Source organism: Bdellovibrionales bacterium, assembly GCA_016714165.1.
GTDB lineage: Bacteria > Bdellovibrionota > Bdellovibrionia > Bdellovibrionales > UBA1609 > JADJVA01.
In genome coordinates this window covers 944,118-968,114 of record JADJNU010000002.1, presented here as the reverse complement: position 1 = coordinate 968,114, position 23,997 = coordinate 944,118, and the positions used below count along the sequence as shown (strand labels likewise).

At 45.1% G+C, this 23,997-nt stretch carries 26 protein-coding genes; 19 read left to right on the top strand and 7 right to left on the bottom strand.

Annotation, left to right across the window (positions count from 1 at the left end; translation table 11 throughout):
• Positions 1 to 89: 89 nt before the first annotated feature.
• The 3 genes from IPJ71_16015 to IPJ71_16005 are packed head-to-tail and all read left to right on the top strand — an operon-like array spanning position 90 to position 3,157.
• The gene (locus IPJ71_16015; protein ID MBK7845164.1) at positions 90 to 857 is read left to right on the top strand and encodes a TlyA family RNA methyltransferase; all 768 of its coding nucleotides are present in this window, start codon (positions 90 to 92) and stop codon (positions 855 to 857) included.
• Positions 854 to 1,819 carry a hypothetical protein gene (locus tag IPJ71_16010; GenBank protein ID MBK7845163.1) on the top strand — a complete coding sequence of 322 codons (966 nt, stop codon included), beginning with the start codon at positions 854 to 856 and terminating at the stop codon, positions 1,817 to 1,819. The genes IPJ71_16015 and IPJ71_16010 overlap by 4 nt, the downstream gene beginning before the upstream one ends.
• A gap of 9 nt (positions 1,820 to 1,828) precedes the next feature.
• Positions 1,829 to 3,157, top strand: a complete 1,329-nt coding sequence (locus IPJ71_16005; GenBank protein MBK7845162.1) for an aminopeptidase P N-terminal domain-containing protein — start codon at positions 1,829 to 1,831, stop codon at positions 3,155 to 3,157.
• A gap of 6 nt (positions 3,158 to 3,163) precedes the next feature.
• Here the strand turns inward: IPJ71_16005 and IPJ71_16000 are convergent, their stop codons facing one another.
• Positions 3,164 to 3,796: a hypothetical protein gene (locus tag IPJ71_16000; protein ID MBK7845161.1), complete on the bottom strand. Its 633-nt coding sequence runs from the start codon at positions 3,794 to 3,796 to the stop codon at positions 3,164 to 3,166.
• A gap of 145 nt (positions 3,797 to 3,941) precedes the next feature.
• Between IPJ71_16000 and IPJ71_15995 the strand changes: the two genes are divergently transcribed.
• From IPJ71_15995 to IPJ71_15985, 3 genes are all read left to right on the top strand, one after another.
• Positions 3,942 to 4,586, top strand: a complete 645-nt coding sequence (locus tag IPJ71_15995; GenBank protein ID MBK7845160.1) for a hypothetical protein — start codon at positions 3,942 to 3,944, stop codon at positions 4,584 to 4,586.
• A complete protein-coding gene (locus tag IPJ71_15990) occupies positions 4,555 to 5,022 on the top strand; it encodes a GNAT family N-acetyltransferase (protein MBK7845159.1) in 468 nt (155 codons plus the stop codon). Before IPJ71_15995 ends, IPJ71_15990 begins: the two co-directional genes overlap by 32 nt.
• Positions 5,023 to 5,207: 185 nt before the next feature.
• Positions 5,208 to 6,410 (top strand): TlpA family protein disulfide reductase, encoded by a 1,203-nt coding sequence (locus tag IPJ71_15985; protein ID MBK7845158.1) that lies wholly within the window; start codon positions 5,208 to 5,210, stop codon positions 6,408 to 6,410.
• Between the two features lie 27 nt (positions 6,411 to 6,437).
• Here IPJ71_15985 and IPJ71_15980 read toward each other — a convergent pair whose 3' ends face one another.
• Positions 6,438 to 6,890: a hypothetical protein gene (locus IPJ71_15980; GenBank protein MBK7845157.1), complete on the bottom strand. Its 453-nt coding sequence runs from the start codon at positions 6,888 to 6,890 to the stop codon at positions 6,438 to 6,440.
• 117 nt (positions 6,891 to 7,007) lie between these two features.
• Positions 7,008 to 7,772, bottom strand: coding sequence for a haloacid dehalogenase-like hydrolase (locus IPJ71_15975; protein ID MBK7845156.1), 765 nt, complete (start codon positions 7,770 to 7,772; stop codon positions 7,008 to 7,010).
• A gap of 87 nt (positions 7,773 to 7,859) precedes the next feature.
• Here IPJ71_15975 and IPJ71_15970 point away from each other — a divergent pair, with 87 nt between their 5' ends.
• Complete coding sequence (locus tag IPJ71_15970) at positions 7,860 to 9,506, top strand: glycerol-3-phosphate dehydrogenase/oxidase (protein ID MBK7845155.1); 1,647 nt, start codon at positions 7,860 to 7,862, stop codon at positions 9,504 to 9,506.
• A 4-nt stretch (positions 9,507 to 9,510) separates the two neighbouring features.
• Here the strand turns inward: IPJ71_15970 and IPJ71_15965 are convergent, their stop codons facing one another.
• A complete protein-coding gene (locus IPJ71_15965) occupies positions 9,511 to 9,966 on the bottom strand; it encodes a hypothetical protein (protein MBK7845154.1) in 456 nt (151 codons plus the stop codon).
• Positions 9,967 to 10,162: 196 nt separating this feature from the next.
• Here IPJ71_15965 and IPJ71_15960 point away from each other — a divergent pair, with 196 nt between their 5' ends.
• The 6 genes from IPJ71_15960 (at position 10,163) to IPJ71_15935 (ending at position 15,588) form a co-directional block, all read left to right on the top strand.
• Positions 10,163 to 11,206, top strand: a complete 1,044-nt coding sequence (locus IPJ71_15960) for a rod shape-determining protein (protein MBK7845153.1) — start codon at positions 10,163 to 10,165, stop codon at positions 11,204 to 11,206.
• Positions 11,207 to 11,208: 2 nt separating this feature from the next.
• Positions 11,209 to 11,664 carry a hypothetical protein gene (locus IPJ71_15955; GenBank protein ID MBK7845152.1) on the top strand — a complete coding sequence of 152 codons (456 nt, stop codon included), beginning with the start codon at positions 11,209 to 11,211 and terminating at the stop codon, positions 11,662 to 11,664.
• Entirely contained in the window at positions 11,661 to 12,731 is a 1,071-nt protein-coding gene (locus IPJ71_15950) for a hypothetical protein (GenBank protein ID MBK7845151.1), read from the top strand. The genes IPJ71_15955 and IPJ71_15950 overlap by 4 nt, the downstream gene beginning before the upstream one ends.
• A 50-nt stretch (positions 12,732 to 12,781) precedes the next feature.
• On the top strand, positions 12,782 to 14,731 hold the full coding sequence (locus IPJ71_15945) for a two-component sensor histidine kinase (GenBank protein ID MBK7845150.1): 1,950 nt from the start codon (positions 12,782 to 12,784) through the stop codon (positions 14,729 to 14,731).
• 349 nt (positions 14,732 to 15,080) lie between these two features.
• Positions 15,081 to 15,236 (top strand): hypothetical protein, encoded by a 156-nt coding sequence (locus IPJ71_15940; protein ID MBK7845149.1) that lies wholly within the window; start codon positions 15,081 to 15,083, stop codon positions 15,234 to 15,236.
• Positions 15,208 to 15,588: a hypothetical protein gene (locus tag IPJ71_15935; protein MBK7845148.1), complete on the top strand. Its 381-nt coding sequence runs from the start codon at positions 15,208 to 15,210 to the stop codon at positions 15,586 to 15,588. Before IPJ71_15940 ends, IPJ71_15935 begins: the two co-directional genes overlap by 29 nt.
• On the opposite strand, the gene IPJ71_15930 is transcribed toward IPJ71_15935, so the two are convergent.
• Positions 15,582 to 15,971, bottom strand: coding sequence for a JAB domain-containing protein (locus IPJ71_15930; GenBank protein ID MBK7845147.1), 390 nt, complete (start codon positions 15,969 to 15,971; stop codon positions 15,582 to 15,584). The genes IPJ71_15935 and IPJ71_15930 overlap by 7 nt on opposite strands.
• Positions 15,972 to 16,200: 229 nt before the next feature.
• On the opposite strand from IPJ71_15930, the gene lpoB reads away from it, so the two are divergent.
• Genes lpoB through IPJ71_15915 form a run of 3 tightly spaced genes read left to right on the top strand, consistent with a single transcriptional unit; the run spans position 16,201 to position 18,082 of the window.
• Entirely contained in the window at positions 16,201 to 16,803 is a 603-nt protein-coding gene (gene lpoB / locus IPJ71_15925; protein MBK7845146.1) for a penicillin-binding protein activator LpoB, read from the top strand.
• Between the two features lie 18 nt (positions 16,804 to 16,821).
• Complete coding sequence (locus tag IPJ71_15920; GenBank protein ID MBK7845145.1) at positions 16,822 to 17,412, top strand: hypothetical protein; 591 nt, start codon at positions 16,822 to 16,824, stop codon at positions 17,410 to 17,412.
• Positions 17,396 to 18,082 carry a hypothetical protein gene (locus IPJ71_15915; GenBank protein ID MBK7845144.1) on the top strand — a complete coding sequence of 229 codons (687 nt, stop codon included), beginning with the start codon at positions 17,396 to 17,398 and terminating at the stop codon, positions 18,080 to 18,082. Before IPJ71_15920 ends, IPJ71_15915 begins: the two co-directional genes overlap by 17 nt.
• Before the next feature lie 123 nt (positions 18,083 to 18,205).
• Here the strand turns inward: IPJ71_15915 and IPJ71_15910 are convergent, their stop codons facing one another.
• Positions 18,206 to 18,742: a polyhydroxyalkanoate synthesis regulator DNA-binding domain-containing protein gene (locus tag IPJ71_15910; protein ID MBK7845143.1), complete on the bottom strand. Its 537-nt coding sequence runs from the start codon at positions 18,740 to 18,742 to the stop codon at positions 18,206 to 18,208.
• 34 nt (positions 18,743 to 18,776) lie between these two features.
• Positions 18,777 to 18,977 carry a hypothetical protein gene (locus IPJ71_15905; protein MBK7845142.1) on the bottom strand — a complete coding sequence of 67 codons (201 nt, stop codon included), beginning with the start codon at positions 18,975 to 18,977 and terminating at the stop codon, positions 18,777 to 18,779.
• Between the two features lie 235 nt (positions 18,978 to 19,212).
• Here IPJ71_15905 and IPJ71_15900 point away from each other — a divergent pair, with 235 nt between their 5' ends.
• The 3 genes from IPJ71_15900 (at position 19,213) to IPJ71_15890 (ending at position 23,977) form a co-directional block, all read left to right on the top strand.
• The gene (locus IPJ71_15900; protein ID MBK7845141.1) at positions 19,213 to 21,075 is read left to right on the top strand and encodes a tetratricopeptide repeat protein; all 1,863 of its coding nucleotides are present in this window, start codon (positions 19,213 to 19,215) and stop codon (positions 21,073 to 21,075) included.
• Between the two features lie 40 nt (positions 21,076 to 21,115).
• Positions 21,116 to 21,697, top strand: a complete 582-nt coding sequence (locus IPJ71_15895; protein ID MBK7845140.1) for a hypothetical protein — start codon at positions 21,116 to 21,118, stop codon at positions 21,695 to 21,697.
• 186 nt (positions 21,698 to 21,883) lie between these two features.
• Positions 21,884 to 23,977, top strand: coding sequence for a serine protein kinase (locus IPJ71_15890; protein MBK7845139.1), 2,094 nt, complete (start codon positions 21,884 to 21,886; stop codon positions 23,975 to 23,977).
• Positions 23,978 to 23,997: the final 20 nt, after the last annotated feature.

The window sequence follows — 23,997 nt, the reverse complement described above, 5'->3', positions numbered from 1 at the left end:
TCGCTGGTCTTTTGGTAGGTTCTATAAAAAACTGCATTTATCGACTCTAGGCGGGTGTCTATTTTTTGGAAAAGCCAAAATCAAAAAATATGCGATTGGATTTATGGCTGGTAGGACAAGGTCTGGCACCATCCAGGACCAAGGCACGGGAACTAATTAAATCTGGTCAAGTCGAAATCTGCTGGAAGGGCCGATGGACGGTTATGAATTTGCCTCACTGGGGAGTTCCATCGGGAGAGGAGTTTTTGGTCCGACTTGTTTCACCAGATTTACTCAAATATGTTTCTCGGGCTGGATTAAAATTGGAAGCAGCCTTAAAACGCATAGATCTATCCGTTGAAGGGATCACAGCGCTTGATATAGGTCAGTCAACTGGCGGCTTCACTGACTGCTTGTTGCAGGCAGGATGCAAGGCCGTAGTTGGACTCGATGTGGGGCATGGCCAACTTCATCCAAAAATTAAAGCAGATTCTCGGGTCGTGAGTTTTGAGGGAGTCAACGTAAGGGGGATTCACCTCCATCCCGAACTCTCTTCGAGTTTCAATCAGGCTTACGGGCTCGTCGTGATTGATGTGTCTTTTGTATCCCTCACTCAGGTCATACCCGTTGTTGCGAAATTGATGAAAAAAGGTGCAAAGGCCTTGGCTTTGGTAAAACCTCAATTTGAAGTCGGGGCACAGAATTTGACTAAACGCGGAGTGGTAAGATCTCGAAGTGAGTATGACAAGGTGCAGGTAAAAATTCGTAATTGTGCCGAATCTGAAAATCTGAAAGTGCTAGCTTATTTTGAAAGTGGTTTGATAGGAGCCGACGGGAATCAGGAATTTTTTATTTTTCTTGAGAGGAATGGGGAGTGAATATTCAAAGGCTAGGTCTTCTTTTGTGTTTTTTTTCAATGTTGGGTTGTGGTTTGGTCAAAACTCGCGATCAGACAATCAATCAGCCTGGGGAATCCCACAAACAAGCGACAAAAGAGCAGCACACGGCCGAGAAATCTGAGTCCGAGGCAGGGGAACCAACTTCAATTTCAGGAGCAGGTGCCAGAGCTGGAGGACATGTTCCGAAGGTGGCTGTTATTTTGGGGCCTGGAGGGGTTAAGAGCTTTGCGCATGCGGGCGTATTAAAAGAGCTGATAAAGGCGAAGATTCCAATATCTGCCGTCGTTGGAATTGAATGGGGCGCCTTGGTCGCAGGAATATTCGCGCAAAATGGGCAGGTCCATGAGGTCGAATGGAAGCTTTATAAGTTACAGAAGGCCGATCTCCCTGGAAAAGGCCTCTTTTCTTCGCGTTTTAAGGCCGAGTCTATTAAAGTTCTGAATGATTATTTTCATCGGAATCTCAAGGGGAATCAGGCAGACCGGACGCGAATTGCCTTTGGATGCCCTTCTCTCTCTCTATGGAGCGGAACTCTCGTTTGGCAGGATCGAGGAGATATGATGGGGGTTATCAGCAAATGTTTGCCCTATCCTCCTTTATTCAAGCCGAGCAGTCCCTGGATGGCAGCGGCATTTTCAGTGGTGGATTCCGTGAGGTATCTAAAGAAGAGGGACTATGATGTCATCATTTTGATCAATGTCTTGGGATCAGGTGAGCTGTTGGCGCAGGATGAATTATTAGAAGAGTATCAATCGGCATTGCTCTGGCAGGAAATACGTCGCTCCAATATTGAAGCGCGACAATACGTAACTGACATCATTGACGTTGAGACAAAAGATTTTAAAATGTATGATTTTGATAACCGGACGGGACTTGTGAACGTCGGAGAGTTGGCGGGCGCACGGCTGGCTCGAAAGATTGCTGAGAAATATGGATTTTGAGGAGGTTTAATGAGAAGGCCTGTTCATGATATGAGAGTCTTCAAGGAGAGAAGGGAACGCTTGGCCCACAAAGTTGAGGGAGGGGCGCTGATTGCGCCGGCAGCACCCGAATATATCCGTAATAACGATGTTCACCATCCTTACCGCCAAGACTCAAATTTGTTTTATTTGACTGGGTTTGAAGAGCCCGAATCAGTTTTGGTTTTTCGTCCAGGAAAGAAGCCCGAATCCGTATTGTTTGTTCGAGACAAAGATGTTCTGCGTGAGACATGGGAGGGGTTTCGCTATGGTCCTGAGGGAGTTACTGCAAATTTCGGAATCGATCAAGCCTATTTGATTGAAGATTTTGAAAAGGAATGTCCGAAACTTCTCGCCGAGGTTGAGAGAGTTTACTACACGCTCTTTCATGACATTGAGTTTGATGAGAGAGTCAGTCGAGTGATATTAAATCTGAGGGACATGAGACGGCGAAGTGGACTTGGACTCTTGCCAATATCAGACGCCTATCCACAGATAGGCGAAATGCGTCTCATAAAGTCCCCATATGAGATCGAAACCATGGCACGAGCTTGTCAGATTTCGGCTGAGGCTCACGTGGAAGTCATGAAATACGTTCGACCCGGGATGAATGAACGTGAAATTCAGGGTCGTTTTGTTTTTGAAATAATGAAGAGGGGTGCTGCACGAGAAGGTTACGGAACTATTGTTGCCGGAGGAGCTAATGCCACGACGCTTCACTACGTTTTTAACGACCAGGAACTGCGCGAAGGGGACTTAATGCTCGTTGACGCCGGAGGTGAATATTATTTCTACACGGGAGACATCACTCGCACTTATCCGGTTAACGGAAAATTTACAGAGACTCAAAGGAGAATCTACCAGAAGGTGTTAGGTCTACAAAAGGAATTGATAGAGATGGTAAAACCCGGTCTAAAGTTTTCAAAACTCCAAGAAAGAACAATTGAGGGACTGGTTGAAGTTATGATCGATGAAAAGCTTTTAACCGGATCAAAATCAGAGATCATCCAGACTGGTTCATACCGGAAATATTACCCTCATGGAGTGAGTCACTGGTTGGGGATGGACGTTCATGATTCGGGAATGGTCGAAATCGGTGGAGAATCGAGACAATTGGAGTCGGGAATGTGCTTTACCGTAGAGCCGGGAATATATATTCCTCGCAGCGATGAAAAGGCACCAAAGGAATTACGTGGATTGGGCATTCGAATCGAAGATAATATTGCTGTGACTGAGACAGGCTATCGAAATTTGACTCATGCAGCACTAAAAGAGGTAGATGAGATGGAAGAAATAATCGGCTCTCTCTCTTTGGACTGAAGCGGATCAACCTTTTATCATAGGCGCGAGTGAAGAATCAAACTTGATGGGACTGAGGCGGTATTTTTGCCTTAATTTTTCGATGGCAAGGTCACGATCGTGGGCATTCACGATGCCGATGAGGAGCACGTCCCCGCTATTTCGAATTGTGCTTGAATCGCCCCATCTGTCGGTATTTCCGAGAATGCGACAGCCGATCCCTATTAAGGAGTTCAACTGAGCCGCTGAAGCTTCGGTGGTTCCGAGGATGCTTGTCACGCCGAGCTCACGGCAGATTTCCAGCGCCCGACAACGCAAGATACTATGCAGTCCAATCCGAGAGTGGCTCATATCACAAGCAGCTCGAGCGATCAGACCATAGGTCGGCTGCAGTTCTGCGGGTGTTGGCAGAAGAGTGGATAATTCCAATTTCTCCTTTGATTGAAAAAGGGAAAGTCGCAGACAAGATACGATTTTCTTGTCAATTTTGTCTACAAAGCCAAGATGAAGAGAATTTTGATCAGTTTGATTCCAATTTAAGCAATCTGATACGACTCTCCTGCCGTAGTACCTGAGGTACTCTTTGCGTCTTAACCCGACGATCTGATCTGAATGGACTGATTCCAAAATCGAGAATTCAATATTGTCGAAAGGCCGCATAAAATTATTTCCTTATCACTCAAACTGGAGCATATTCATTTTTGATTACTTATTGTTATCATGGAAGCCTTTTTCCATTTCAACCCTAGGACCATTTGTGTTTAATGAGCCATTTACTTCAATTGATGGGGAACTCAAATTAAACATGCCGCCTCGAAAATTTGAGGTCGATGGAGAAGCCTGGTCAAGCGGACAGATATCATCAAAGCTATGGCTCTGTGAGATTATTGAAAGGGAGTTCGGATCTTCTCAACCGATCGTTTTGTGGGTCTATGGTTCATGGTATGGGATGTTGCCATTTCTTCTTTTGTCTCGTGAGAGAATAGGAATTCGATCTTTGGGTCTTTTCGATTTAGATGCAGAGGCGCTGCATATCTCAAGAGGAATGCTCGAAAACTGGATGTGTTTTGGGTTCGAAGCGAGTTTTTTTCAATTGGATTGCAATGATTTAAAAGGGGATGAGTCTTTTTTCTCGCAAAATCCCAACCTGATCGTTAACTCCTCCTGCGAGCATTTTTCTTCTCGCGAATGGTTGAAGAGCATCCCTGACGGAACCAAAGTGCTCTTACAGTCAACGGATATGGACCACAAGACTCACGTTGATTCCCCAAAGAGTCTCAAAGATTTTGAGAGGCAAGTCTCTCCTTTTGTTGAGATATTATGGGCAGGCGAGAGACTGTTCCGCTACCCTGGGAGATCCTTTTTTAGATTTACTATTTTTGGTCGTCGATGTTCAACAGATAGTGCTGATACAAAAAATGAAAATTCTGATACAAGAAATTTCTTTTAGAGAAATTCTTCCTATTTGGGAGCATTGTCTTTGGCCAAGTCGGAGGAGCAGAATTGAGCCGACAAGCATAATTGATCACTTGGGTGAACTCAGTTTAGAAATGGGAAGGCTAAATCCTGTTTTTTTCTGGGGCGGATTTAGGGGTAAAAATAATCAATTGGTAGCTGTGCTGAGTGCATTTCCCACTTCGGAGGATCATTTTCGGTGCAGGGGACTATGGGTTCATCCGGAGGAGAGAGGCACAGGAATTGGCAGAGAGCTGATTTTTAAAGCCGAGCAGGAGTCCTTGAAATTGGGGCGGACTGTCCTCTGGACCATGCCTCGCATGGCTGCTCTCGAGTTTTATATAAAATGCGGATTTACAGCAGGCAAGCTTCTGTCGCAGTACGAATTTGGTCCCCATGTTTTAGCCGAGAAAAATTTGGCAAGAAACTAGGGCTTGTCCTCAATTTCGTTGAGCGCATCGAGTTCATTTTTTCTCAATGTGAGCTTGGTCTAGGATGACTTTTGAGTCGCAGCCTTCAGCGGAAATAAAGTTTTCAGTTTATGTTGACGCCCTCATTTGTTTCCTCTATTTCAAAACCGCACCAATGGATTTTTCTATCAAAGGGAGACGAGAATATGTTGAGGGGTATCCTGGCTTGCGGATTTGCGTTTTTGACTGTTCAAACCCAAGCTTTGCCTGAGTTGCGGATGGGCTCAACGGCCCCCAAATTGAGAGTAGAACAATGGCTGAAGGGACCCGAGATCAAAGAATTTGAGCCCGGCCATGTTTATGTCGTAGAATTTTGGGGAACTTGGTGTGGTCCATGTGTCGATTCAATTCCCCACTTAAATGAATTGCAAGCTAAATATGGCAGCCGTCTGACTGTCATCGGAATCGCTTCCAGCGAACAAGGTACGCGCGAAGAACAAATTTCCGGACTCGCTAAATTTTTGGAATCAACAGAGATGGGCTACGCGGTGGCCTTTGATAGCACGGGCTGGATGAAGGAAAAATGGTTAAAGGCTTCGGCCGCCCCTGGAATTCCTCGCGCCATGGTGGTCAATGGCTCGGGAACAATCTTGTTCATAGGCCATCCTATGGACCTGGATGAACCGGAGCTGGGAAACCCTCTGGAACAGATTGTGAACGGTACCTGGGAGTCCAGCGCGGACTACAAGCAATATGCGGAAAGAGAAAAGCTGGCATTTGAGGCCGAGGAAAAGGCAACGTCCTTGTTACCTCAGGTGCAAGAAGCAAGAGCGGCAGCTGAGTGGAAAAACATGATCCGGGTGGCTGAAGAGGGACTCGCACTTAACACACCTATGGCCGATGCGTTGTTTGCCAAATACCTGATAGAGGCTTTGATTCAAGATGGCCAACATGAGCAAGGCCAGAGTCTGATAGAAGCGAGGATCAGAAATAATTTTGACCACGTCCAGGTGCTGGCAAATATTTTGGAAATGATCATCCACCCCGCGATTTCATCTGAGAAATGGGACCTAAAGCTGGGAGATGAAGCGGCTGAACGAGCTGTCGATCTGACTGAAAACCATTCGGATCCCCAATTACGCGAGAAGTTTCTAAAATATCGTTGGATTCTTTTGCCGCCGGTCGCAGAATATTACGCCAAAACCAATCGGCTGAGTTTAGCTGTTCAACTTCAAAAGCGGGCCTTGACGAGCGTGGATACCGATGACACCGAAAATTGGAAAAAGCTGGAAGATCAATTGAAAAGCTATGAGGCCAAAGCTCACCCGGTTGAATGCACGGGCGGGGTCTGCCAAATTCCGGCCTTTGCTGCGAGCAATTCCTGCGTAAGTAATCTGAAAGGAAACTGATGACAGCCTTCGAAAGGCTGAAAATCATTAGCTGGGAAATGAGAGGGAGGGCTGACAGCCAGCTGCACGGAATTTAGAATCTAAGTGCTTCATGTCAGCAGACTCGCAGTAAGAGGTAAATGCCTCGCGAGACTTCCAGACATTGACAAAGCTGACACTCTTCGAGTCTTTGCCGAGTACTCTTGAAGAACGAATCAAAGATCTATTCGAAGCAAAGTTCTTTCTGACGAATAGGTAGCGATCTGCCCATGAGGAATCAAGATCTGGAAGAACAATCTTCAAAAAAGGAATCGCTGTAACGTCTCCGTTGTAGGCAGAAAAGGCTTTCTCATCTAAGTGATCAAGGTGGATGGTATAGTTGGTGACGAATGTTTTACCACCAAAAATTGAGGAAATACCCCCGAAGAGTCCAATACCTGGAAGAGCCCCTGCCACCATAAACAAAAACGAACGCCTCTGTTGTCTTGATATTTCATCCATTGTTTGAATGCTATCATTAATAATTATCTTGAAAAGTGAAAAAAAGAGAAAAAAGATCGGTGCAGAGGTCTGAAAAAACTGTAATCTGGACTAAGATCCAAAAGTATTGAACGCTTCCTAAAAGGGACCGTCCGAAACAGGCAAATGGTAAAACCAGCCCCTGTTTTTAGCAATTTCAACGAGACGCAGCTCGTCTTCAAAAAGTTCTGGGTCGCCCTTCGAAGCCGCCATAGCCAATCGCACATGGGTTGCTGATTCAAGAAGCGCGAGATCCCCGGGAGTATTTCCAGAACAAAAGAAGGGTCGAATTCCGTTTGTGGTTTTCAAAAGTCCCTCCACTTTTCCTTCCCTCCACGTGATAGGTCCGTCTTGTTCTGTGGTGACCAGACCTTCTCCGTCAATTCTTGTGGTTATTCCAAGTACCCTGTCAGGCGAAATTCCGTAAATAGCTGCTGCAGGTTCGACAGACCACTTGATGCTTGCGGTCACAACATAAACTATGACGTCTTTAGAATGGAGCAGATCAATGAGCCTCTTCTGTCCGTTAAAGATTGGGAGAGGCGAGTGAGCTTTTACACACTCTTCACTCCATTTGCGAACCTGCTTGAGGGGCTGACCCGCATTAATTTGAGCTAACCATAGGTAGGCGACTTGCGGAGAGACCTCCCTTTTTAATCTGAGATAGTGCTCCCATGGCTCAGGAGGAAGATTTTTTAAGAGCTTTTGCTCAATTTGATGGAAAAAAAAATTCTCTCCCATATCTGTGTCCCAAAGAGTCCCGTCAGCATCAAAGGCAGCAATCAAAGGACCACTGGTTTCACTGATGGCCTTATCTATAGCGTCAGAAATCTTTCCAACCAAACTCACGGAGAGATCATTCATGAAAATCCTCGACGACGAAGGTTTAACGTTCAATTATACTCAAAATACCAAACTCCCGAAACCTGTCACCTTCAAAGGAGACCTTGCATGCAGGGGCTTTCGTTTTCTGAAAGACAGAAGTTTATTGATGAGTTCTCTCATGAAATCTACGATTTGGCCATAATTGGCGGCGGAATCAATGGGGCTGGAGTGGCTCGCGATGCGTCTTCCAGGGGTATGAAGGTCGCTTTGGTCGAAGCACAGGACTTTGCTTCTGGTACCAGTTCACGCTCGAGTAAGCTCATCCATGGAGGAATTCGCTACTTAGAAAATCTTGAGTTTGGTTTGGTTTTTGAATCTTTGCGAGAGCGAAGAATTTTGATGGAAATAGCTCCTCATTTGGTTCACCCTCTTCGTTTTGTTTTGCCCCTTTATAGAGGTGGACGCGTTGGAATGTTCAAGATGGGCTTAGGAATGTGGCTATACGACACCTTGGCCCTTTTTGAAGTCCCAGAAATGCATGAACGTCTCAACAGCAGTCTGACTTTGAGCCGAGTTCCCTCTTTGAAATCGAAGAATCTTTTGGGCTCTTATGTTTATTCAGACGCGTACATGGATGACGATCGCTTGGTTCTTGAGACGTTGAGATCGGCTGCTCATGGGGGAGCACGTTGCGTTAGCTATGTGAAGGCAGTCGGGAGGATTTTGGATTCCCGTCACTTTCAAAAATTGATTTGTAAAGATTTGGAGAGTGGAAAGGAAATCATAGTTAGGGCAAAGCACATAGTGAGTACGGTAGGACCTTGGACAGATCAGGTGGGAGAAGCCCTGATACCAAAATGGCGAAAAATCATTCGTCCATCGAAGGGAATTCATCTGACTCTGGCGCGGGATCGCTTACCTCTATCGAGTGCTGTGGTTATGGCGGCAGATAAGCAAAGCCGTATTATCTTTGCGATTCCTCGCCCCGACATGGTGATCATTGGAACGACAGACACAGATTATTTGGATGACCCATCAAACGTAAGTACGCAGAGAGCAGATGTTGATTATCTTTTAGGAGTTATCAACGAGTATTTTCCCGGGATTAAAATTTCCTACAATGATGTGATAAGTAGTTACGCAGGAGTGAGACCTCTGGTAGATGATGGTTCAAGCACAGAAGGCAAAACCAGTCGTGAACATTTAATACTTCATGATCCATCAGGAATTACTTTTGTTTCCGGAGGTAAATACACGACATATCGTCATATGGCCGAGCAAACATTGGAAATTGTCCTTGGGACCTTGCCCTCAGAAGACCAGGCGCGGTATGGCCGCAATTGCACAAGGGAACCGCTCAATCCATTGATCTCAGTTCAACAGTATGAGGGAACATGGAGAAACTCACTGACTTATGCCGGCCTTTGGCGAATTCCAGAGTCAGTGGGTCATTCTTTGATTTTGCGACATGGCTTGGAAGCGGAGCGTTTGGCTGAAATTTATCGGAGCCTCCCGAGTTCAGAGTCGCCCGAGACAAGGATGTGGCAATGCGAGGCGCAGTTCGCCATTCAGAACACAATGTGCTTTCATTTGTCAGATTTTATTTTGAGGCGCACACCATTATTTCTTGCCAAACGCGACCATGGGGAATCCTTTATAGGTCCTCTTTTAAAGACCTTTTCGAATGCTTTGGATTGGGATGATGCTAGGCGAAACAAAGAGGTCCAGGAATTTCAACTGGAATTGAAGAGAGAACTCTTTTGGAAAGATTGAAAATCTATCTTTTTAAGGAACGGATAAACCGGGCGATTTTGGGAAGGGTGTTGAGTCCATATTGGGTCAAAAAGTTCAATAACTCAGGGCCTCCAGAGGCGATAATTTTCAGGTATCCACCAGTGAGTATTCTCACGACAGAACCACACACTCGAATTTGGACATGCCCGAGCAAGATTTCCTTAATGACCGTTATTCCAAGCTGACCGACACCCCCACCGAGGTAATTAGCCAACTGGCGAATGGCCTCGGGCCCGACGGTGAATTCGACATCGGCAGTTGGCACCTTTCGTTTTTCGAAAAAGACCTGATCCTGTTGGTAGAAGAGAGCACATTCTTCACGTCCGTCAAGCAGAAGGCGGATTTCATGTCCAGCTTTAAGGTGACGAAGAGCCTCTTTGGGTGTTGGGTTTGTCGTAAAAAATAGATGGACAATGGAAAATGGGTCACTCGAAGGCATTGGCACTCCTTTTTGCAATTGATCCGGCTAGTTTCCAGATCTTTGCATGCACCCTTGACCTGCGATTTTCTCGGACCAATCCAGCGAAGTCAACACGGCATAGTAACTTCCTGTATTGACTCTCGTTTTGTGTCTAGCCTAGAGTAGGAGTGGGATTTCTGGATGAGAATCAATCAATTCAATAAAGAGTGGCACCATGGGATTTGTGGATAAGATTTCTGAGTATTTTTCAAACGATATAGCCATTGATTTGGGCACGGCCAACACACTTGTTTATGCAAGGGGGAGGGGGATCATTCTAGATGAGCCATCGGTCGTTGCGGTACAAAAAAACTATCGTGGAATTCAAAATCGAGTGTTGGCAGTAGGGAAGGAAGCCAAGGACATGTTGGGGAGAACGCCCGGATCCATCGTTGCAATTCGTCCCATCAAAGATGGAGTCATTGCAGATTTTGAAGTGACTCAGTCAATGCTGAAATATTTCATAACAAAATCAACGGGAACCAAGAAGAGTCTTGTTCGTCCCAGAATTATTATTGCAGTTCCATACGGCATTACCCAGGTAGAAAAACGTGCGGTCAAAGAATCGGCACATTCGGCTGGGGCCCGAGAGGTTTACCTGATTGAAGAGCCAATGGCCGCAGCAATTGGCGCGGGACTTCCCATAACTGAACCCACTGGAAATATGGTTGTCGATATGGGAGGTGGCACGACAGGAGTGGCCGTCATCTCACTCGGCGGAATTGTGTACTGCAAATCCATTAAGGTAGCCGGTGATAAATTCGATGAAGCGATAATTAACTACGTTCGTCGTCAATTTAATCTTTTGATTGGGGAGAGAACGGCAGAGGAAATTAAAATTAAGATAGGCAATGCTTATCCATTCGAGGACGAGAGAATTCTCGAAATCAAGGGTCGCGATTTAGTCGCAGGGGCTCCAAAAACGATTGAAATCTCTTCTTCTCAAGTGAACGATGCTTTGATGGATCCTTTGAGTGAAGTCGTTGATGCGGTGAGAACAGCACTAGAGAAAACGCCGCCAGAGTTAGCTTCTGACATCGTTGACAATGGAATTGTGTTGACCGGCGGCGGGGCCCTCTTAGCCAATTTGGACGTTTTACTGCGGGAGAGAACGGGCCTCCCCGTGTCAATTGCTGAGGATCCACTGTCTTGCGTGGTTTTGGGCTCAGGTAAGGTACTGGACGAACTAGATCTTCTTAAGCAGTTAACAGTGGACTAAACATGGATAGTGAGGCCCGGATTCGATCCTTGGCGCTATTTTTCTTTTTTGCCGCCTTAGATGAGAAATTTTCCAGAATTGCTGCAATCAAAGCGCTTCACCGATGTCGGAATCGAATTGGACGCGGGAATTTGCCCGCCGAGAAATGGCCTTCGGTTATTGTTCATGTCACTCATTCATTTTTTAACAAATTAAAACAGACCAAAAGTCGTCCTGCAGCTATCTCCTATGAGGCTGGCTGGCTCATTCCAGAGGGTGTCGATCTTGGACCGTGGATGGAGTTTCAGAAAGAGGCGGATCTAGATGAATTTCTGGCGGTGCTTTGGTCGAAAGTTTTAGGAATTTCTGAAGATGCCATTTCAGAAGGGCTTGGTTTGACAGTTGGGACTATCCGCCATCGAGTGGCAAGAGGGCTTGTGATCTTGGGCGCCGTTCGTCGTGGGGAATTTCGCCAATGAATAGTGACAGTCGAGATTCCATTTCTCCTCCAAAACGGAAGCTCAGTCGTTTTCTTGCGCGCAAAATGCTTTATGATTTTATAACCGGGAACCTTGACAGCGCCAGAATGGCGGCCGTTGAGGAATTTGTTTTACAAGATTGGGAAACAAAACGCGAGTTAGAGCATATTCAGGAGGGCTTGAAATATTGCAATGAACTGTCCTTCACCAAAATATCGCAACCCTTGATAGAAGAAATAAGAGATCATAAGGATCTATGGGGAAGGATGCGAGAGGGTCGCCTTTGGAAGGATTGGCCGGACGCTGTAAAATGGGGAATAGAGGCCATTCTGATTTCTTCAATCGCTGGTTTGGTAGCCATAAAAATTCCGTGGGGAAGAGTTGGCGAGCTTTTACCCAAAGCTTCGGACAAAGTTATCTTGGTGGAAGTTGAAAAGTCCGACAAAGACAAGCAGGAAACAACAGACAAAGGCAACGAAGGCTCAGATGAGGGCGAGGGACACGTATCTGCTTCACTCAATGTAACGACCACCCCGGTCAAGCCACTCGGTCCTCCGGCGGACAGCCCAGACAAGGCAGACAAGGCGCCCAAGCTTGCTAAGTCCCCGCCATCTGCAAAGCCTGTTGTTTCTGCTGCGAAGTCAGATTCTTCTCGTCACGAGGATTCAGAGGCTAGGCATTTGGAAGATGAGGAAGTCGATTCTTCTGGGGCAGCTGAGGTTGACAGTGAAGAAAGAGCTCAGAGTTCGACCCCGAGTGATAAACCAATGAAGAATTTTGTGTACAGAGCCTTTATGAGTTTAGATAAATTGGAGGATGGGAGTTCTCGGATAGCGAGTGAAATTAAGCGGCTTGGTGGAGTAAAAGCGGGGCAAGTCGAATTGGGTTGGAAGAAACCAAAGGGAAGTTATTTTCATTTTTCAATACCTGAGTCCAATTATGAAGAGCTTTTAAAAATGTTGCGAACCTTTGGTCCAGTCCGGATCGACAAAGAACCACACTGGCGGGTGGTGCCACAGGGACAAATTCGATTTATTCTATGGGTTGAAGATAATAAATTAAAGTAGTGCATTGATTCATTAACTCAGCTCACGGGCCGCAACCCACATGGATACGAATGAGTGCAGTAACGAGAAAGCCCAAGAAATCTCTACGCACGCTTCTGATTCTGTCTTTTCTTCTTTTTTCCATAATACCGCTGACTTTTATCACCGGATACTCTCTCGTCAAATATGAGCAGGCAATTGATCAAGAGCTGAATCAGCGCCTAACTGGAAATGCTCGAGAGATCAGTGTCATTATCTCTGATTTCGAAAATGGACTGCTTGTCCAAGCGCGAAGACTTGCTCAGTCCAATGCTCTTATTTTTCAACTGTCTAAAGGATCCTATTCTTCCGCCCGTGATTTGGTTATTGAAGCTATGAAAAGCCACTACGCCAATCGCTTATGGATACACGATCGGCAGGGACGCCTCGAAATTGCTTTGTACCGTGATGGACATGGAAGAATTCAAAGACGTCACAATATAGAAGGGGGGCCGGTTGAGTTAAAGAGCGAATTTCTAGACAAAGTGAAGGGTAAGGATGAGGTAACCCTGGTTGATTTTCGGACACAAAAGGATGGCAAGGGTCGAGTCACTACTCAAAGTGTAGACTTAACTGTATTTCTAAAAATTAAAAACTCAGTGGGACGGACAATTAGTTACTTAGAAGAAGTGATCAGTTTGGACGAAAATTTTCGCAAAGGAATAAAGAATCGTCTTGGCTTGGAAATTTTCTTTTTTGAGAATCAAGGGGAGGAAATCTTTTCAAGTCATGCTGATTTGCGTCTGCTAAAGGCTGGATTTTTTCGTAAATTCCTGGCTGCTGGTACGTCGACATACTTTGATCTTACGGTTCAAGGTTCTCCTTACGGATTTAGGATTCAACCCATACGTTGGGGAGACTCTGAATTCTTTGTGGGATTGGGTGCATCAAAAAGCGCTTCACGTTCCATTTTGCAAAATGTGAATTATGCTTTTTTTTCGGTCGTTGGAATGATTATTTTGTTACTTGTAGTTCTGAGTATTATTTCCTCTAAAATTTTGCTGAGACCTCTTTATGAATTGTTGGAAGGACTTCGGAAAATGGACATGAACCGAGGTCGAATCGAAGTGAAAGGCGTGGGAGATACAGAACTCGGACTATTGGTCGAGAGCTTTAATGATATGTCTCAACGTGTCTATCAAGTACAAAAGGACTTAAAGGCAAAGATCGACGAACTTGAGAGCGCCAATAGTGAGATCAGAGAAACTCAGGCTCGACTCGTGCATTCCGCAAAGATGGCAAGTCTGGGTCAGTTGGTTGCTGGAGTCGCTCATGAATTGAACAACCCCATTGGCTTCATATATAGCAATATGAGCCACCTCAATGAGTACTCTGAAAAACTCATAAAATTGATTGAGATTGCCCAGAAGGATCCCCAAAAATTAAAGGGTGAAATGAAGCGAGTTGATTTTAATTATATTGTTGAAGACCTTCCCAAACTGATTCACTCCTGTGAGGAAGGAGCGCGCCGGACAAGAGACATCGTCCTGGGGCTCAGGAGTTTTTCTCGATTGGAGGAAGGCCAAATCAAGGAGGCAGACATTCATGAGGGAATCGAAGAAACTTTGAGGCTTTTAACTGGCGAATTCAAAAATCGAATCAAGGTTCACAAGAAATTTGGAAAGATTCCCCATATTGTCTGCTATCCCAGTCATCTTAATCAGGTTTTTATGAATATTCTGTCCAATGCGGCCCAGGCCATTGAAGGTGAAGGTGAAATTTATATTGAAACAGGAAAGCTCGATTCGAACCGAATTTTTATTTCGATTCGAGACACGGGAAGGGGAATGGCGCAATCTACTGTAGAGCAGATTTTTGATCCCTTTTTTACAACCAAGTCGATAGGCAAGGGCACCGGGTTAGGACTCAGCATTTCTTACGGGATAGTTCAAAAACACGGGGGAGAACTTCTGGTGGAATCCGCATTAAAAAAGGGAACCCAGTTTAAGATCATTCTGCCTCGGCGAGGAATTCAGGAGTAAATCTGTACAATCATTTTTCAGCTGTCAAATGACTGTCGTGTTCCAATGGATCCAATTTCAAAAACACCATTGAAATCAAGTGGCTACGGAAAGTATTCTGGCGGATAATTTGCACCTAATGTTCATTTGTGAGGTTAACGATGGCCACGGCCAAGAATACCAGATCGATAAGGACGGGGCAAGGCGGATCGGAGTCTTCATTTTCTGATTCAGAAGAGGGTGGAAGGCTTCAGGGTTTTTTCCTTTTGTAATTATTTTGGCTTTGCTTGCGGTACTTTTGGAAAGCCAAGGTGTCTTTAAGCAACGAAAACATTCAATCGAGAAGCCAAAAGTTTCTGCGGTTAAAAAAATGGATCGTATCGATGACTATCTTGACAAGCAGATGCAGGATGCGGCGAAGATCTCTGAATTAAATGCGCTGCGAATCGAATTGGATAATCGTCGTTTGGCGCCAGCGCCTGTGACCGATTCTTCTTTTGTACATCCAAAGAGAAAGACAACTTGATCAAGGATATATTGGAGAGGAATCTGAGGACAATTCGGGCAAAGTGTTTGCGGATGTCAGTGGAACTGTGAAATACAATAGCCATGGGGATCCCGTTTTAAGGATGGATTCCATTTTGCAGCAAAAGCTATTTAGATTGGACTATGACAAAAGAAGTCGCGAGGAATTTGTGAGGCAGTTACTTGAAAATGCAGAGAGAGATGGTTTTCATCTTTCGATCAACGATAAACTAGAAGTCGTTGCTATTCAGCCGATTGCGAAAGATGTTCCTCTGCGCCTTCCTAGACGGGTCGACGATTCTGTGAATAAGAGGCCCGATCCATTCGACCCCAGTAATAGCGGCTCTCATTGAACCAAAGATCGTTTGAACCATTTGTTCTCTCGAAAACTAGTGAAGCTATGTCGAGTTACGATGACGTGATCAAGCACTGGGATCTGTACAAGACGTCCGATCCTCTGCAACTTATGGGTCAGACGAATATCATGAAGGGATGGAGTTGGATCGCCGCTGGGGTGATTGTGGCTGATAATCACTGTTGAGGAATTTGTGAGACAAGAGAATCGAATGATGTCCCGAGGGTGAACCAAACACGAGTCGACCGTGCCTCGAAAAAGACATTTTGCCGAAATAATTGTTTTGCAAGATGAGAGCCCCACAATCCAGAATTCCTCCACTTCAAAATCCATTTTGGACCTAAAAAACTGGGCAGCGCTCTCGCTGGTCACGATTTCCATCCTCCATCCCCTTGCAGTTCGAAATCCATATTTTTGCTTGCCGATTTTTCGGGTATCGGTGCAAAAATTGCGAAATAGCCCTCACAGGCTAGAATTCATATCAGGTGCAGCGCGGCGCGCTAAACGGACATGGACGGAAACTTGAGTCGCGTACAAAGAGCTGTTTTAAGGGCTTGCCTCGGTCTGGGTTTTCTCTCTAAGATGACTTATCTTTTTGAGGAGTTTAACCATGAACCGGAAATCCTATTCACTCGTTGCTCTCTTGGCATTTTTTATTCTTAGTTCTTGCGGGCCAAAAGCCTTTGTTAAAGGCGAATACGATGAGGATGTGAATCGAACTAACTTACTCAACGACCAGTGGTCAGAATCAGATATGCAGAATGCGGTTCGCGACTTGGTGTCTAGCGCGACAAGTCATTACTCTATATCTAGCGCTAAGCGCCCGCCCGTCGTGATGGTCACTCAACTTCAGAACAAGACGAGCGAGCACATTGACACTCAGAGCATTATGGATATGGTCCGAGTGGAGCTCTCTCGGGGTGGTCGCGTTGCTTTTGTCGACAAAGAAGCGCGGGAGGATATAAAGGACGAGTACGAGTATCAGGACTCAGGAATGGTGAATCGAGAGACCAAAAAATCGGCTGGTGGCCAGATTGGTGCGGACTTCATTATTAATGGTCGCTTGGACTCGATTGTACAACAGGCCGGCAAGGATAAATCGGTCTATTATAAAATTACTCTCAATATGACTAATCTTAAGTCGGGAATTATAGTTTGGTCGGATTACAAACAAATTCGCAAAGTTTTCCAAAAGCGTCGCGTTGGCATGTGATAGCAGGGAAAACATGCGATGAGTGATAGGAAATTGTCAGTCACACGGGCGAGCCTTCAAAGAGGACTCGCCTTTTTTTCTTTAAGCCTGATTGTTTTTGGCTGTGCCACCTTTGACTATAGGGCAGACAAGGCGCAAGAGCTGATTCGGAATAATAAGCTGGACCAGGTCATCATGGAGTTCAAAGAAAAGGCCTGGAAGGATTCAGATGATCGGCTGGTCTATTTATTTGACTACGGGATGGCCGCTCACATCGCTCGTAATTACGAAGAAAGTACCAAAGCTCTTCTTATGGCCGACCAGCTCTCTGAGGTAAAAGATTACCATAGTGTTTCGCGTATCGCTGGATCACTTTTGCTAAATGAGGGGATGGTTCAATACAAAGGCGATGACTATGAAAAAATATTGGTCAATGCGATTTTGGCGGTGAATTTTTTGATGCTAAATCAGCATGATGCGGCCCTTGTCGAAACCCGTAAGCTTAATCAAAAGCTCTATAATTACAAATATGAAGCCAAGAAAGACTATGAGCAAAACCCATTTGCATATTACCTCGCGGCAATGATTTGGGAATCTGATCGCAAATGGGACGATGCCTATAGATTATAAGAAATTCCGCGAATTGCATCCGAACTTTCCTTACATCACCCAGGATCTCATCAGGGCAGCGACTTTGTCTCAAAGAACAGAAGACTTGAAGGCTCTCAAGAAGGCTTACCCCGAAGTTGAGTCCAGAAAGCACTGGAAGGACAAGAGTTACGGTGAAATTGTTCTTATTTACCAGCAGGGGTGGAGTCCGCGGAAACGTCCTGACCCTTCTTCGCCGAGGTTACCAAAGCTTTTTCCTGTGAAATCGCGAACCACTCAGGCCAGAATGTCCATTGAGGGGGTCGGTGAGGAGAGAACCCGGCTTGTCTATTCGGTTCAGGACACTGCCATGAAGACGTTGGGTGATCAATATGCAGCCCTTGCCGCCAAGAGGGTAGCCGGTTTGGTCAGCAAGGCAGTCGTTGCTGACCAGGTCAGGCAAAAAAATTCAGCACTTGGGGACCTGGCTTGGATTGGAATGAATATATTAGACCGCGCTGATACTCGGCAGTGGTCAACCTTGCCAGAGACATTTCAGGTGGCTCGGATTTGGGCAAAAGAGGGGGCTCATAAAGTCAAAGTAGAAGGTCTCAATGACGCCGGCATGGCCTCTGGCGAAGAAATGGCTCCAGTCGAAGTTTTTGTCAAAGCCGGGAATAAGGTATTCATCAATTGGCGTTCTGTTCGCTGAACGTCCCGAGGATCAGTCATAAAAAATCACCACCTTCTATGCTCTGTTCCAAAAATGAAAACCCGGCATTTTGCGCCGGGTTTTAACTCATCTGAGTTACTAAGTCTAAATCTAAGAAATATCTTAATTGTTGAGACTTTTGTTGGAGTTTGGAAGATCAGGGGTGATTTCACTCAAGTTGCCACCATAAACACTACTTTGAGTGGCAGCATTTGCTGCGGTGGCCACTCTCTCTTCCAAAGACTGCTTGATATCGTCGGTAGAGACCTTGCTGATTTCCACAGGCTCGACTTTTTCGGTGATCGCCGGAGCAGGCTGTAAGTACGCATAATCCTTTGGAAAAGCTCCCAATTTTGCGAGATAGGCAGAAATACTGCCATTTCCATTTTGGATGATCTCACGCAGAGTAAATAGCGGAGCGTACTGAGAGGCCTTCTTTTCAGCCTCAAAAATGATCTGGGTTAAAGTGGCTGCGGTAATATCATTTTTAGTTTTATTATCGATGACCATAACATCTTCGCTATTGCGAATCATCTTCGCGATGTCGTCTAGCGTGACGTAGCAACTCTGCTGCGTGTCATAGAGCTTACGATTTTGGTACCGTTTGATGATTTTTGTTCTCACATTTGCCTTGTTAGCCATAATTTCCTGATTCACCAGACTGCCTCCCTCTGGAAGTATTTCCCCACTCAGTTCAACCATTAAGACCACAAATGGTCCCTCTGCCAGCCTCCTCGCTGGCGCTCCGGCTCGATTCCTGCGCGTCGCTTTCGCCTTTAAGCGCAACCGAAAGTTCAAGACAAGCCGAATCAACGGGCGGAACATAGCCCTGCCCGCCACAGCCTGTCAAGCTTGGGAATCTGGCTTTTTCATTAAAACCACCTATTAATGACACTAAGTATAATTTGGGGACTGCGGCAAATTGATGCCCAGAAGATGGACATAAAAACCACAATAATATCTAAGCCTTATTTTTTTATGAAGGCAGCAACCTGCGACCTGGCCCAAGGGCTGGTGGTGTTGATTTCGGGGCGAGCTTTCCTGCGTTTGAATCAAGCATCTCACTGAAGCTTCCGAAGAGGGGAGGAAGAACCCATTGGACTGTTTGGATTGGCTTGGAAAGGCAAGGAATGAGGGATTTGGGCACAAACCTATTTTTGGCGCTGCTGGCGAGTGCCTTTGCTTCGTCCTGCGCAGTTATGGTTCGTCGAGGCCAACAAGAGGGGATTTTAAGGGAATCAAATCTTACTAATCTTAATCCAGCTCCAAAAGCCTTTGATCCTCCAGACCACCAGGAGGGAGATGCCCCTAATATCGACAGCGCCTATTTGCAAAGCCAATCAGATTACCACTTTACTCTGGGCGAGTCCTATGGCCTCGAAGGAAATTCAGAGCGAGCCATTGAGGAATTTAAGATCACTCTGGCCTATGATCCCAATTCCGTTATGGTGAGACTTCGATTGTCGATTGAATATGTTCGACAGGGATTGCTCAGTGAAGCGATTGAGCAAGCCGAGATAGGTGTCAAACTTGACCCTCAGTCAACTGAGGGGAGGCTGCTGCTTGGAGGGCTCTACTCGTCACTCAAAATGTATGAGGAATCCCTGAATCAATATCGTGCAATTCTACTTTTCGACAAAGGGAATATCGATGCCAGAATCTATATTGGGGCTATTCTCGCTGAGCAAAAAAAATACGAAGAGGCCATTGCTCAATTCGAGGGCATTTCTCCTTATTTTGAGAAGTCTGAGAAATATAAGGCTCACTATTACGTTGGCAGGATAAGGACAGAACAGGGTGGGAAAAAAAATCTGAATCTTGCGGAAAAGGCATTCTCCAGCGCATTGAGCCTAAATCCTTCTGACGTGGAGTCAGTCCTAGCTCTGTCCAAGGTGTATGAGCAGCAAGGGAAAGCCAATCCTTCGCTAAAGCTACTTGAGTCCTATCAGGAAAAATTCGGTCCAAATCAACGTGTGGCTCAACAATTGTCGACTTTATATTTAGACCAAGAACAGTACGATGCTGCAGCCAAACAGTTGGAATTCATTGAAGGATTTGAGCCAGATGACTTATCAGTGAAATTTAGACTTGGCCTTTTGTATGTTGAAAAAAAGAATTATTTAGCGGCCGTAGAAAAGTTCCAGAGACTGCTCGAAATCGATCCTCAAGCAGATAGGCCGCGCTTCTATTTAGGAGCTGTTTTAGAGGAGCTGAAGCGTTACGACGAAGCTATTGAACATTTTCGTCAGATTCCCGCCAGCAGTGGTTTCTATTCAGATGCTGTCATACATGCTGCTTACCTGAGTAAAGTGGTTGGAAAATTTGACGCGGCGATAGGTATTATAGAATCCGCCCTTCAGCAGAGAGACGATCTGCCCCAATTCTACGCCTTTTATGCTTCGCTGCTTGATGATAAAAAAGCTTACGAAAAAGCTATTTCTATGCTGACGGGAGCTGTTGCCAAGTTCCCTCAGCACACGCAACTTCTGTTTTTCTTAGGCTCAATGCAGGATCGTGTGGGAAATACAAAGCAAACGATAGAGGCAATGCGAAGAGTGATCGAAATTGATACCAATCATGTCCAGGCTCTCAATTACCTTGCCTACACATTCGCTGAGCTCAATCAGAATTTAGAGGAAGCCGAGTCATTGGCACGCAAGGCACTTGGTTTTGAACCCAAGGACGGATATGTCCTTGATACGCTGGGTTGGGTTTTGTTTAAGCAAGGAAAAGTAACAGAGGCGATACCTCTGCTTGAAGCGGCACATAAAGCCAAATCAACAGAAAGCATTATTGCCGAGCACCTTGGAGACGCTTATTATAAATACGAGCTTGTTGAAAAGGCTCGCAGGATGTATCAAAAAGCTGTCGAGATTGAGATAGATGGTAACAAGATCGAGAAGATTCGGAAGAAAATTGCTGGAATTGATAATAAATTGGAATCGCCAAATGTTGAGATTCGCCAACCAGCGTCCGTTCTGGATAGCAAGTAATAGGAATTTTTTATATCTAGTTGGTTTAGGAGTCTTTTTTTTGGTATCAGGATGCCAAACGGCTCCGACCCGGTTTGAGGGTGCCAAAGAAGGATTTTGGAAATCAAAGGTACTTATACGTGACAAAAAACAGGATAAGTCATTTATTCTGAACGTTAATGTGAACGCAAAGCTGGGTGAACACCTGAGAATGGATGTCACAACTCCATTGGGTTCTCATGTGGCTAGCTTTGTCATGAATAAAAGTCAGGTGAGTTATTTTTTGGTGAACCAGAAAAAATTTTTTGTTGGGAAAAGTACTCCGCGCTCTTTGGAACCAATCATTTTGGCACCACTTGATCCGAACTTGATTTATAATCTTCTTTTCGATTTGCCAGTGGGTGGTTCGGGTTGGAATTGCAAGAAAGATAGCAGGGACTTCCTCCAATCCTGTAAAAAGGAATCTGAAAGCTTAGAGATGTCCTGGGAAGATCGCGTGATGGATAGGAAGATGGTAAAAATTGACCATCCGAGAGCGCAGATACAGATCAATTTCATTGAATATGCCGGAAAGGTCCAAAATAAGAAGGATCTTTTTGCGCTTGATGTTCCGAAGGGATTTGAAGTTTTGTCATTTCAATAATGTTCTCGACAAAGGACCAGAGATCATTTCCCTGCGTCTCAATTTTAGACCAGTCCATTTTTTCATTAGAGTGTTTAATTCAGCAACTTTCGTTGTGGATCTGTTCTCAATCCGGCATAATAAGGTTGGGCTCACTGATGCAGAGTGGGTCAATTTGAGAAATCTCATCCACCAGAGGAGAAGACGATGTCGACTGGGTTGGGCGGAAACAATCTGAATATTAACGACTTGATTAAATCGCATTATCGGTCTGATCGCTACAAGGATTTGGCATGGTCGGGTACACTCAATGATTACTTGAATTTGGTAAGAGAGAATCCAAAAATTACTCGCAACGCCTTTCAGCGCATGTATGACATGGTGGTGGAAGCTGGGGTAGTCGATTACATGGATGTAAAGAAGCAGATAACTCACTACAGGTTCTTCGATGATGAGAAGAACGGTGGGAAAGATGCCGTTTTTGGATTGGATATTCCGTTGATGAAATTGGTCAACGTTTTAAGATCGGCAGCTCTTGGATATGGGACTGAAAAGCGCGTCATTCTTCTTCATGGGCCGGTAGGAAGTTCTAAATCAACTATTTGTCGATTATTAAAAAGAGGAATTGAAGAATATTCCAAGTCCGACAACGGTGCACTTTACACTTTTGAGTGGGTTGACGAGTCTGGCGCACATGAGGATATTTTCGGTCGGGGAGTGAGAGTATTTCCAAGTCCTATGCACGAGGAACCGCTCCTGCTGATACCGGAGGAAGTTCGTCCTAAGCTGATTGAAGAGCTGAATCGTGGGAATAAGTCTGAGTTTAGAATCGGCATTACAGGAGATCTTTGTCCTCCCAGTCGCTATATTTATAAGCGATTGTTAGAGAAATACGGCGGTGATCTCGCACGTGTATTAAGTCATGTGAGGGTGAGGCGGCTTGCGCTGAGCGAGGCTGATCGAGTAGGAATTGGCACTTTTCAACCCAAGGATGAAAAAAATCAGGATAGCACAGAACTCACAGGTGATTTAAATTATCGAAAAATTGCTGAATATGGTTCGGACTCTGATCCTCGCGCGTTTAATTTTGACGGAGAGTTTAATATTGCCAATCGTGGGGTGATTGAATTTGTCGAAGTTTTAAAGCTTGATGTGGCTTTCTTGTATGATCTTTTGGGGGCTTCACAGGAACACCGAGTTAAGCCGAAGAAATTTGCTCAGACGTTCATTGATGAAGTGATCATTGGACACACAAATGAGCCAGAGTACCGAAAGCTTCAGGACAATGAGTTTATGGAAGCCCTGAGGGATCGGACTGTAAAAATTGATATTCCGTATATTACAAAATGGAAGGATGAAATCAAAATTTATAAAAAGGATTTTAACTCACAACGAATGCGTGGAGTGAGTATAGCTCCCCACACGGTCGAAATGGCCGCGATGTGGGCGGTGTTGACTCGTTTAGAAAAACCCAAAAAAGCAAATCTTACTCGTATTCAAAAACTAAAATTGTATGATGGAAAAACTCTTCCGAGCTACACAGAGGACAATATTAAGGAGCTGAGAAAGGAAGCGAAGAGAGAAGGATTAGATGGAATTTCTCCTCGTTATGTCCAGGATAAATTGTCTAATGCCATCGTCAGAGCTCAGCAGTCGAACCGAGGTTCGGTCAATCCATTTATGATGATAAATGAATTAGATAGTGGTCTCAGGCACCATTCCTTGATTTCATCTGAGGAGATCAAGCAAGACTATCGCGAACTTTTGAGTATCATCAAACAAGAATACGAAGAGATCATAAAGGGAGAAGTGCAACGTGCCATCAGCGCTGATGAGGGGGCCTTGGCTCGCCTTTGCTCCAACTATATTGATAATGTGAAGGCCTACACTCAAAAGGAAAAAGTTAAGAATCATTTCACTGGCCAGAACGAGGAGCCTGATGAGCGTTTGATGAGATCAATTGAGGAGAAAATTGAGATCCCTGACTCTCGGAAAGATGATTTCAGACGTGAGATTATGAATTATATCGGAGCCATCTCTCTCGATGGCAGAAAGTTCGATTACAAAACAAATGAGCGGCTGCAGAAGGCGCTGGAACTCAAGTTATTTGAAGACCAAAAGGACAGTATTAAGCTAACGTCATTGGTTTCCTCAGTGGTTGACAAGGATACTCAGGAAAAAATCGATATCGTGAAAACTCGATTGATCAAAGAGTTCGGATATGACGAGATTTCTGCCACTGATGTTCTGCACTATGTTGCGAGTATTTTTGCCAGAGGTGATGTAAAGGATAAGAAATAAATTTGGAAGGTAAACTTAGA

Coding starts and splice junctions, on each gene's coding strand:
- IPJ71_16000 (MBK7845161.1), bottom strand. CDS start 3,796: ATGCGGCCTTTCGACAATATTGAATTCTCGATTTTGGAATCAGTCCAT.
- IPJ71_15915 (MBK7845144.1), top strand. CDS start 17,396: ATGCCTATAGATTATAAGAAATTCCGCGAATTGCATCCGAACTTTCCT.
- IPJ71_15890 (MBK7845139.1), top strand. CDS start 21,884: ATGTCGACTGGGTTGGGCGGAAACAATCTGAATATTAACGACTTGATT.
- IPJ71_15975 (MBK7845156.1), bottom strand. CDS start 7,772: ATGAATGATCTCTCCGTGAGTTTGGTTGGAAAGATTTCTGACGCTATA.
- IPJ71_15920 (MBK7845145.1), top strand. CDS start 16,822: ATGAGTGATAGGAAATTGTCAGTCACACGGGCGAGCCTTCAAAGAGGA.
- IPJ71_15965 (MBK7845154.1), bottom strand. CDS start 9,966: ATGCCTTCGAGTGACCCATTTTCCATTGTCCATCTATTTTTTACGACA.
- IPJ71_15980 (MBK7845157.1), bottom strand. CDS start 6,890: ATGGATGAAATATCAAGACAACAGAGGCGTTCGTTTTTGTTTATGGTG.
- IPJ71_15960 (MBK7845153.1), top strand. CDS start 10,163: ATGGGATTTGTGGATAAGATTTCTGAGTATTTTTCAAACGATATAGCC.
- IPJ71_15985 (MBK7845158.1), top strand. CDS start 5,208: ATGTTGAGGGGTATCCTGGCTTGCGGATTTGCGTTTTTGACTGTTCAA.
- IPJ71_15945 (MBK7845150.1), top strand. CDS start 12,782: ATGAGTGCAGTAACGAGAAAGCCCAAGAAATCTCTACGCACGCTTCTG.
- IPJ71_15955 (MBK7845152.1), top strand. CDS start 11,209: ATGGATAGTGAGGCCCGGATTCGATCCTTGGCGCTATTTTTCTTTTTT.
- IPJ71_15950 (MBK7845151.1), top strand. CDS start 11,661: ATGAATAGTGACAGTCGAGATTCCATTTCTCCTCCAAAACGGAAGCTC.
- IPJ71_16005 (MBK7845162.1), top strand. CDS start 1,829: ATGAGAAGGCCTGTTCATGATATGAGAGTCTTCAAGGAGAGAAGGGAA.
- IPJ71_16015 (MBK7845164.1), top strand. CDS start 90: ATGCGATTGGATTTATGGCTGGTAGGACAAGGTCTGGCACCATCCAGG.
- IPJ71_15930 (MBK7845147.1), bottom strand. CDS start 15,971: ATGGAAATCGTGACCAGCGAGAGCGCTGCCCAGTTTTTTAGGTCCAAA.
- IPJ71_15900 (MBK7845141.1), top strand. CDS start 19,213: ATGAGGGATTTGGGCACAAACCTATTTTTGGCGCTGCTGGCGAGTGCC.
- IPJ71_15940 (MBK7845149.1), top strand. CDS start 15,081: ATGGATCGTATCGATGACTATCTTGACAAGCAGATGCAGGATGCGGCG.
- IPJ71_15970 (MBK7845155.1), top strand. CDS start 7,860: ATGCAGGGGCTTTCGTTTTCTGAAAGACAGAAGTTTATTGATGAGTTC.
- IPJ71_15990 (MBK7845159.1), top strand. CDS start 4,555: ATGAAAATTCTGATACAAGAAATTTCTTTTAGAGAAATTCTTCCTATT.
- lpoB (MBK7845146.1), top strand. CDS start 16,201: ATGAACCGGAAATCCTATTCACTCGTTGCTCTCTTGGCATTTTTTATT.
- IPJ71_15995 (MBK7845160.1), top strand. CDS start 3,942: ATGCCGCCTCGAAAATTTGAGGTCGATGGAGAAGCCTGGTCAAGCGGA.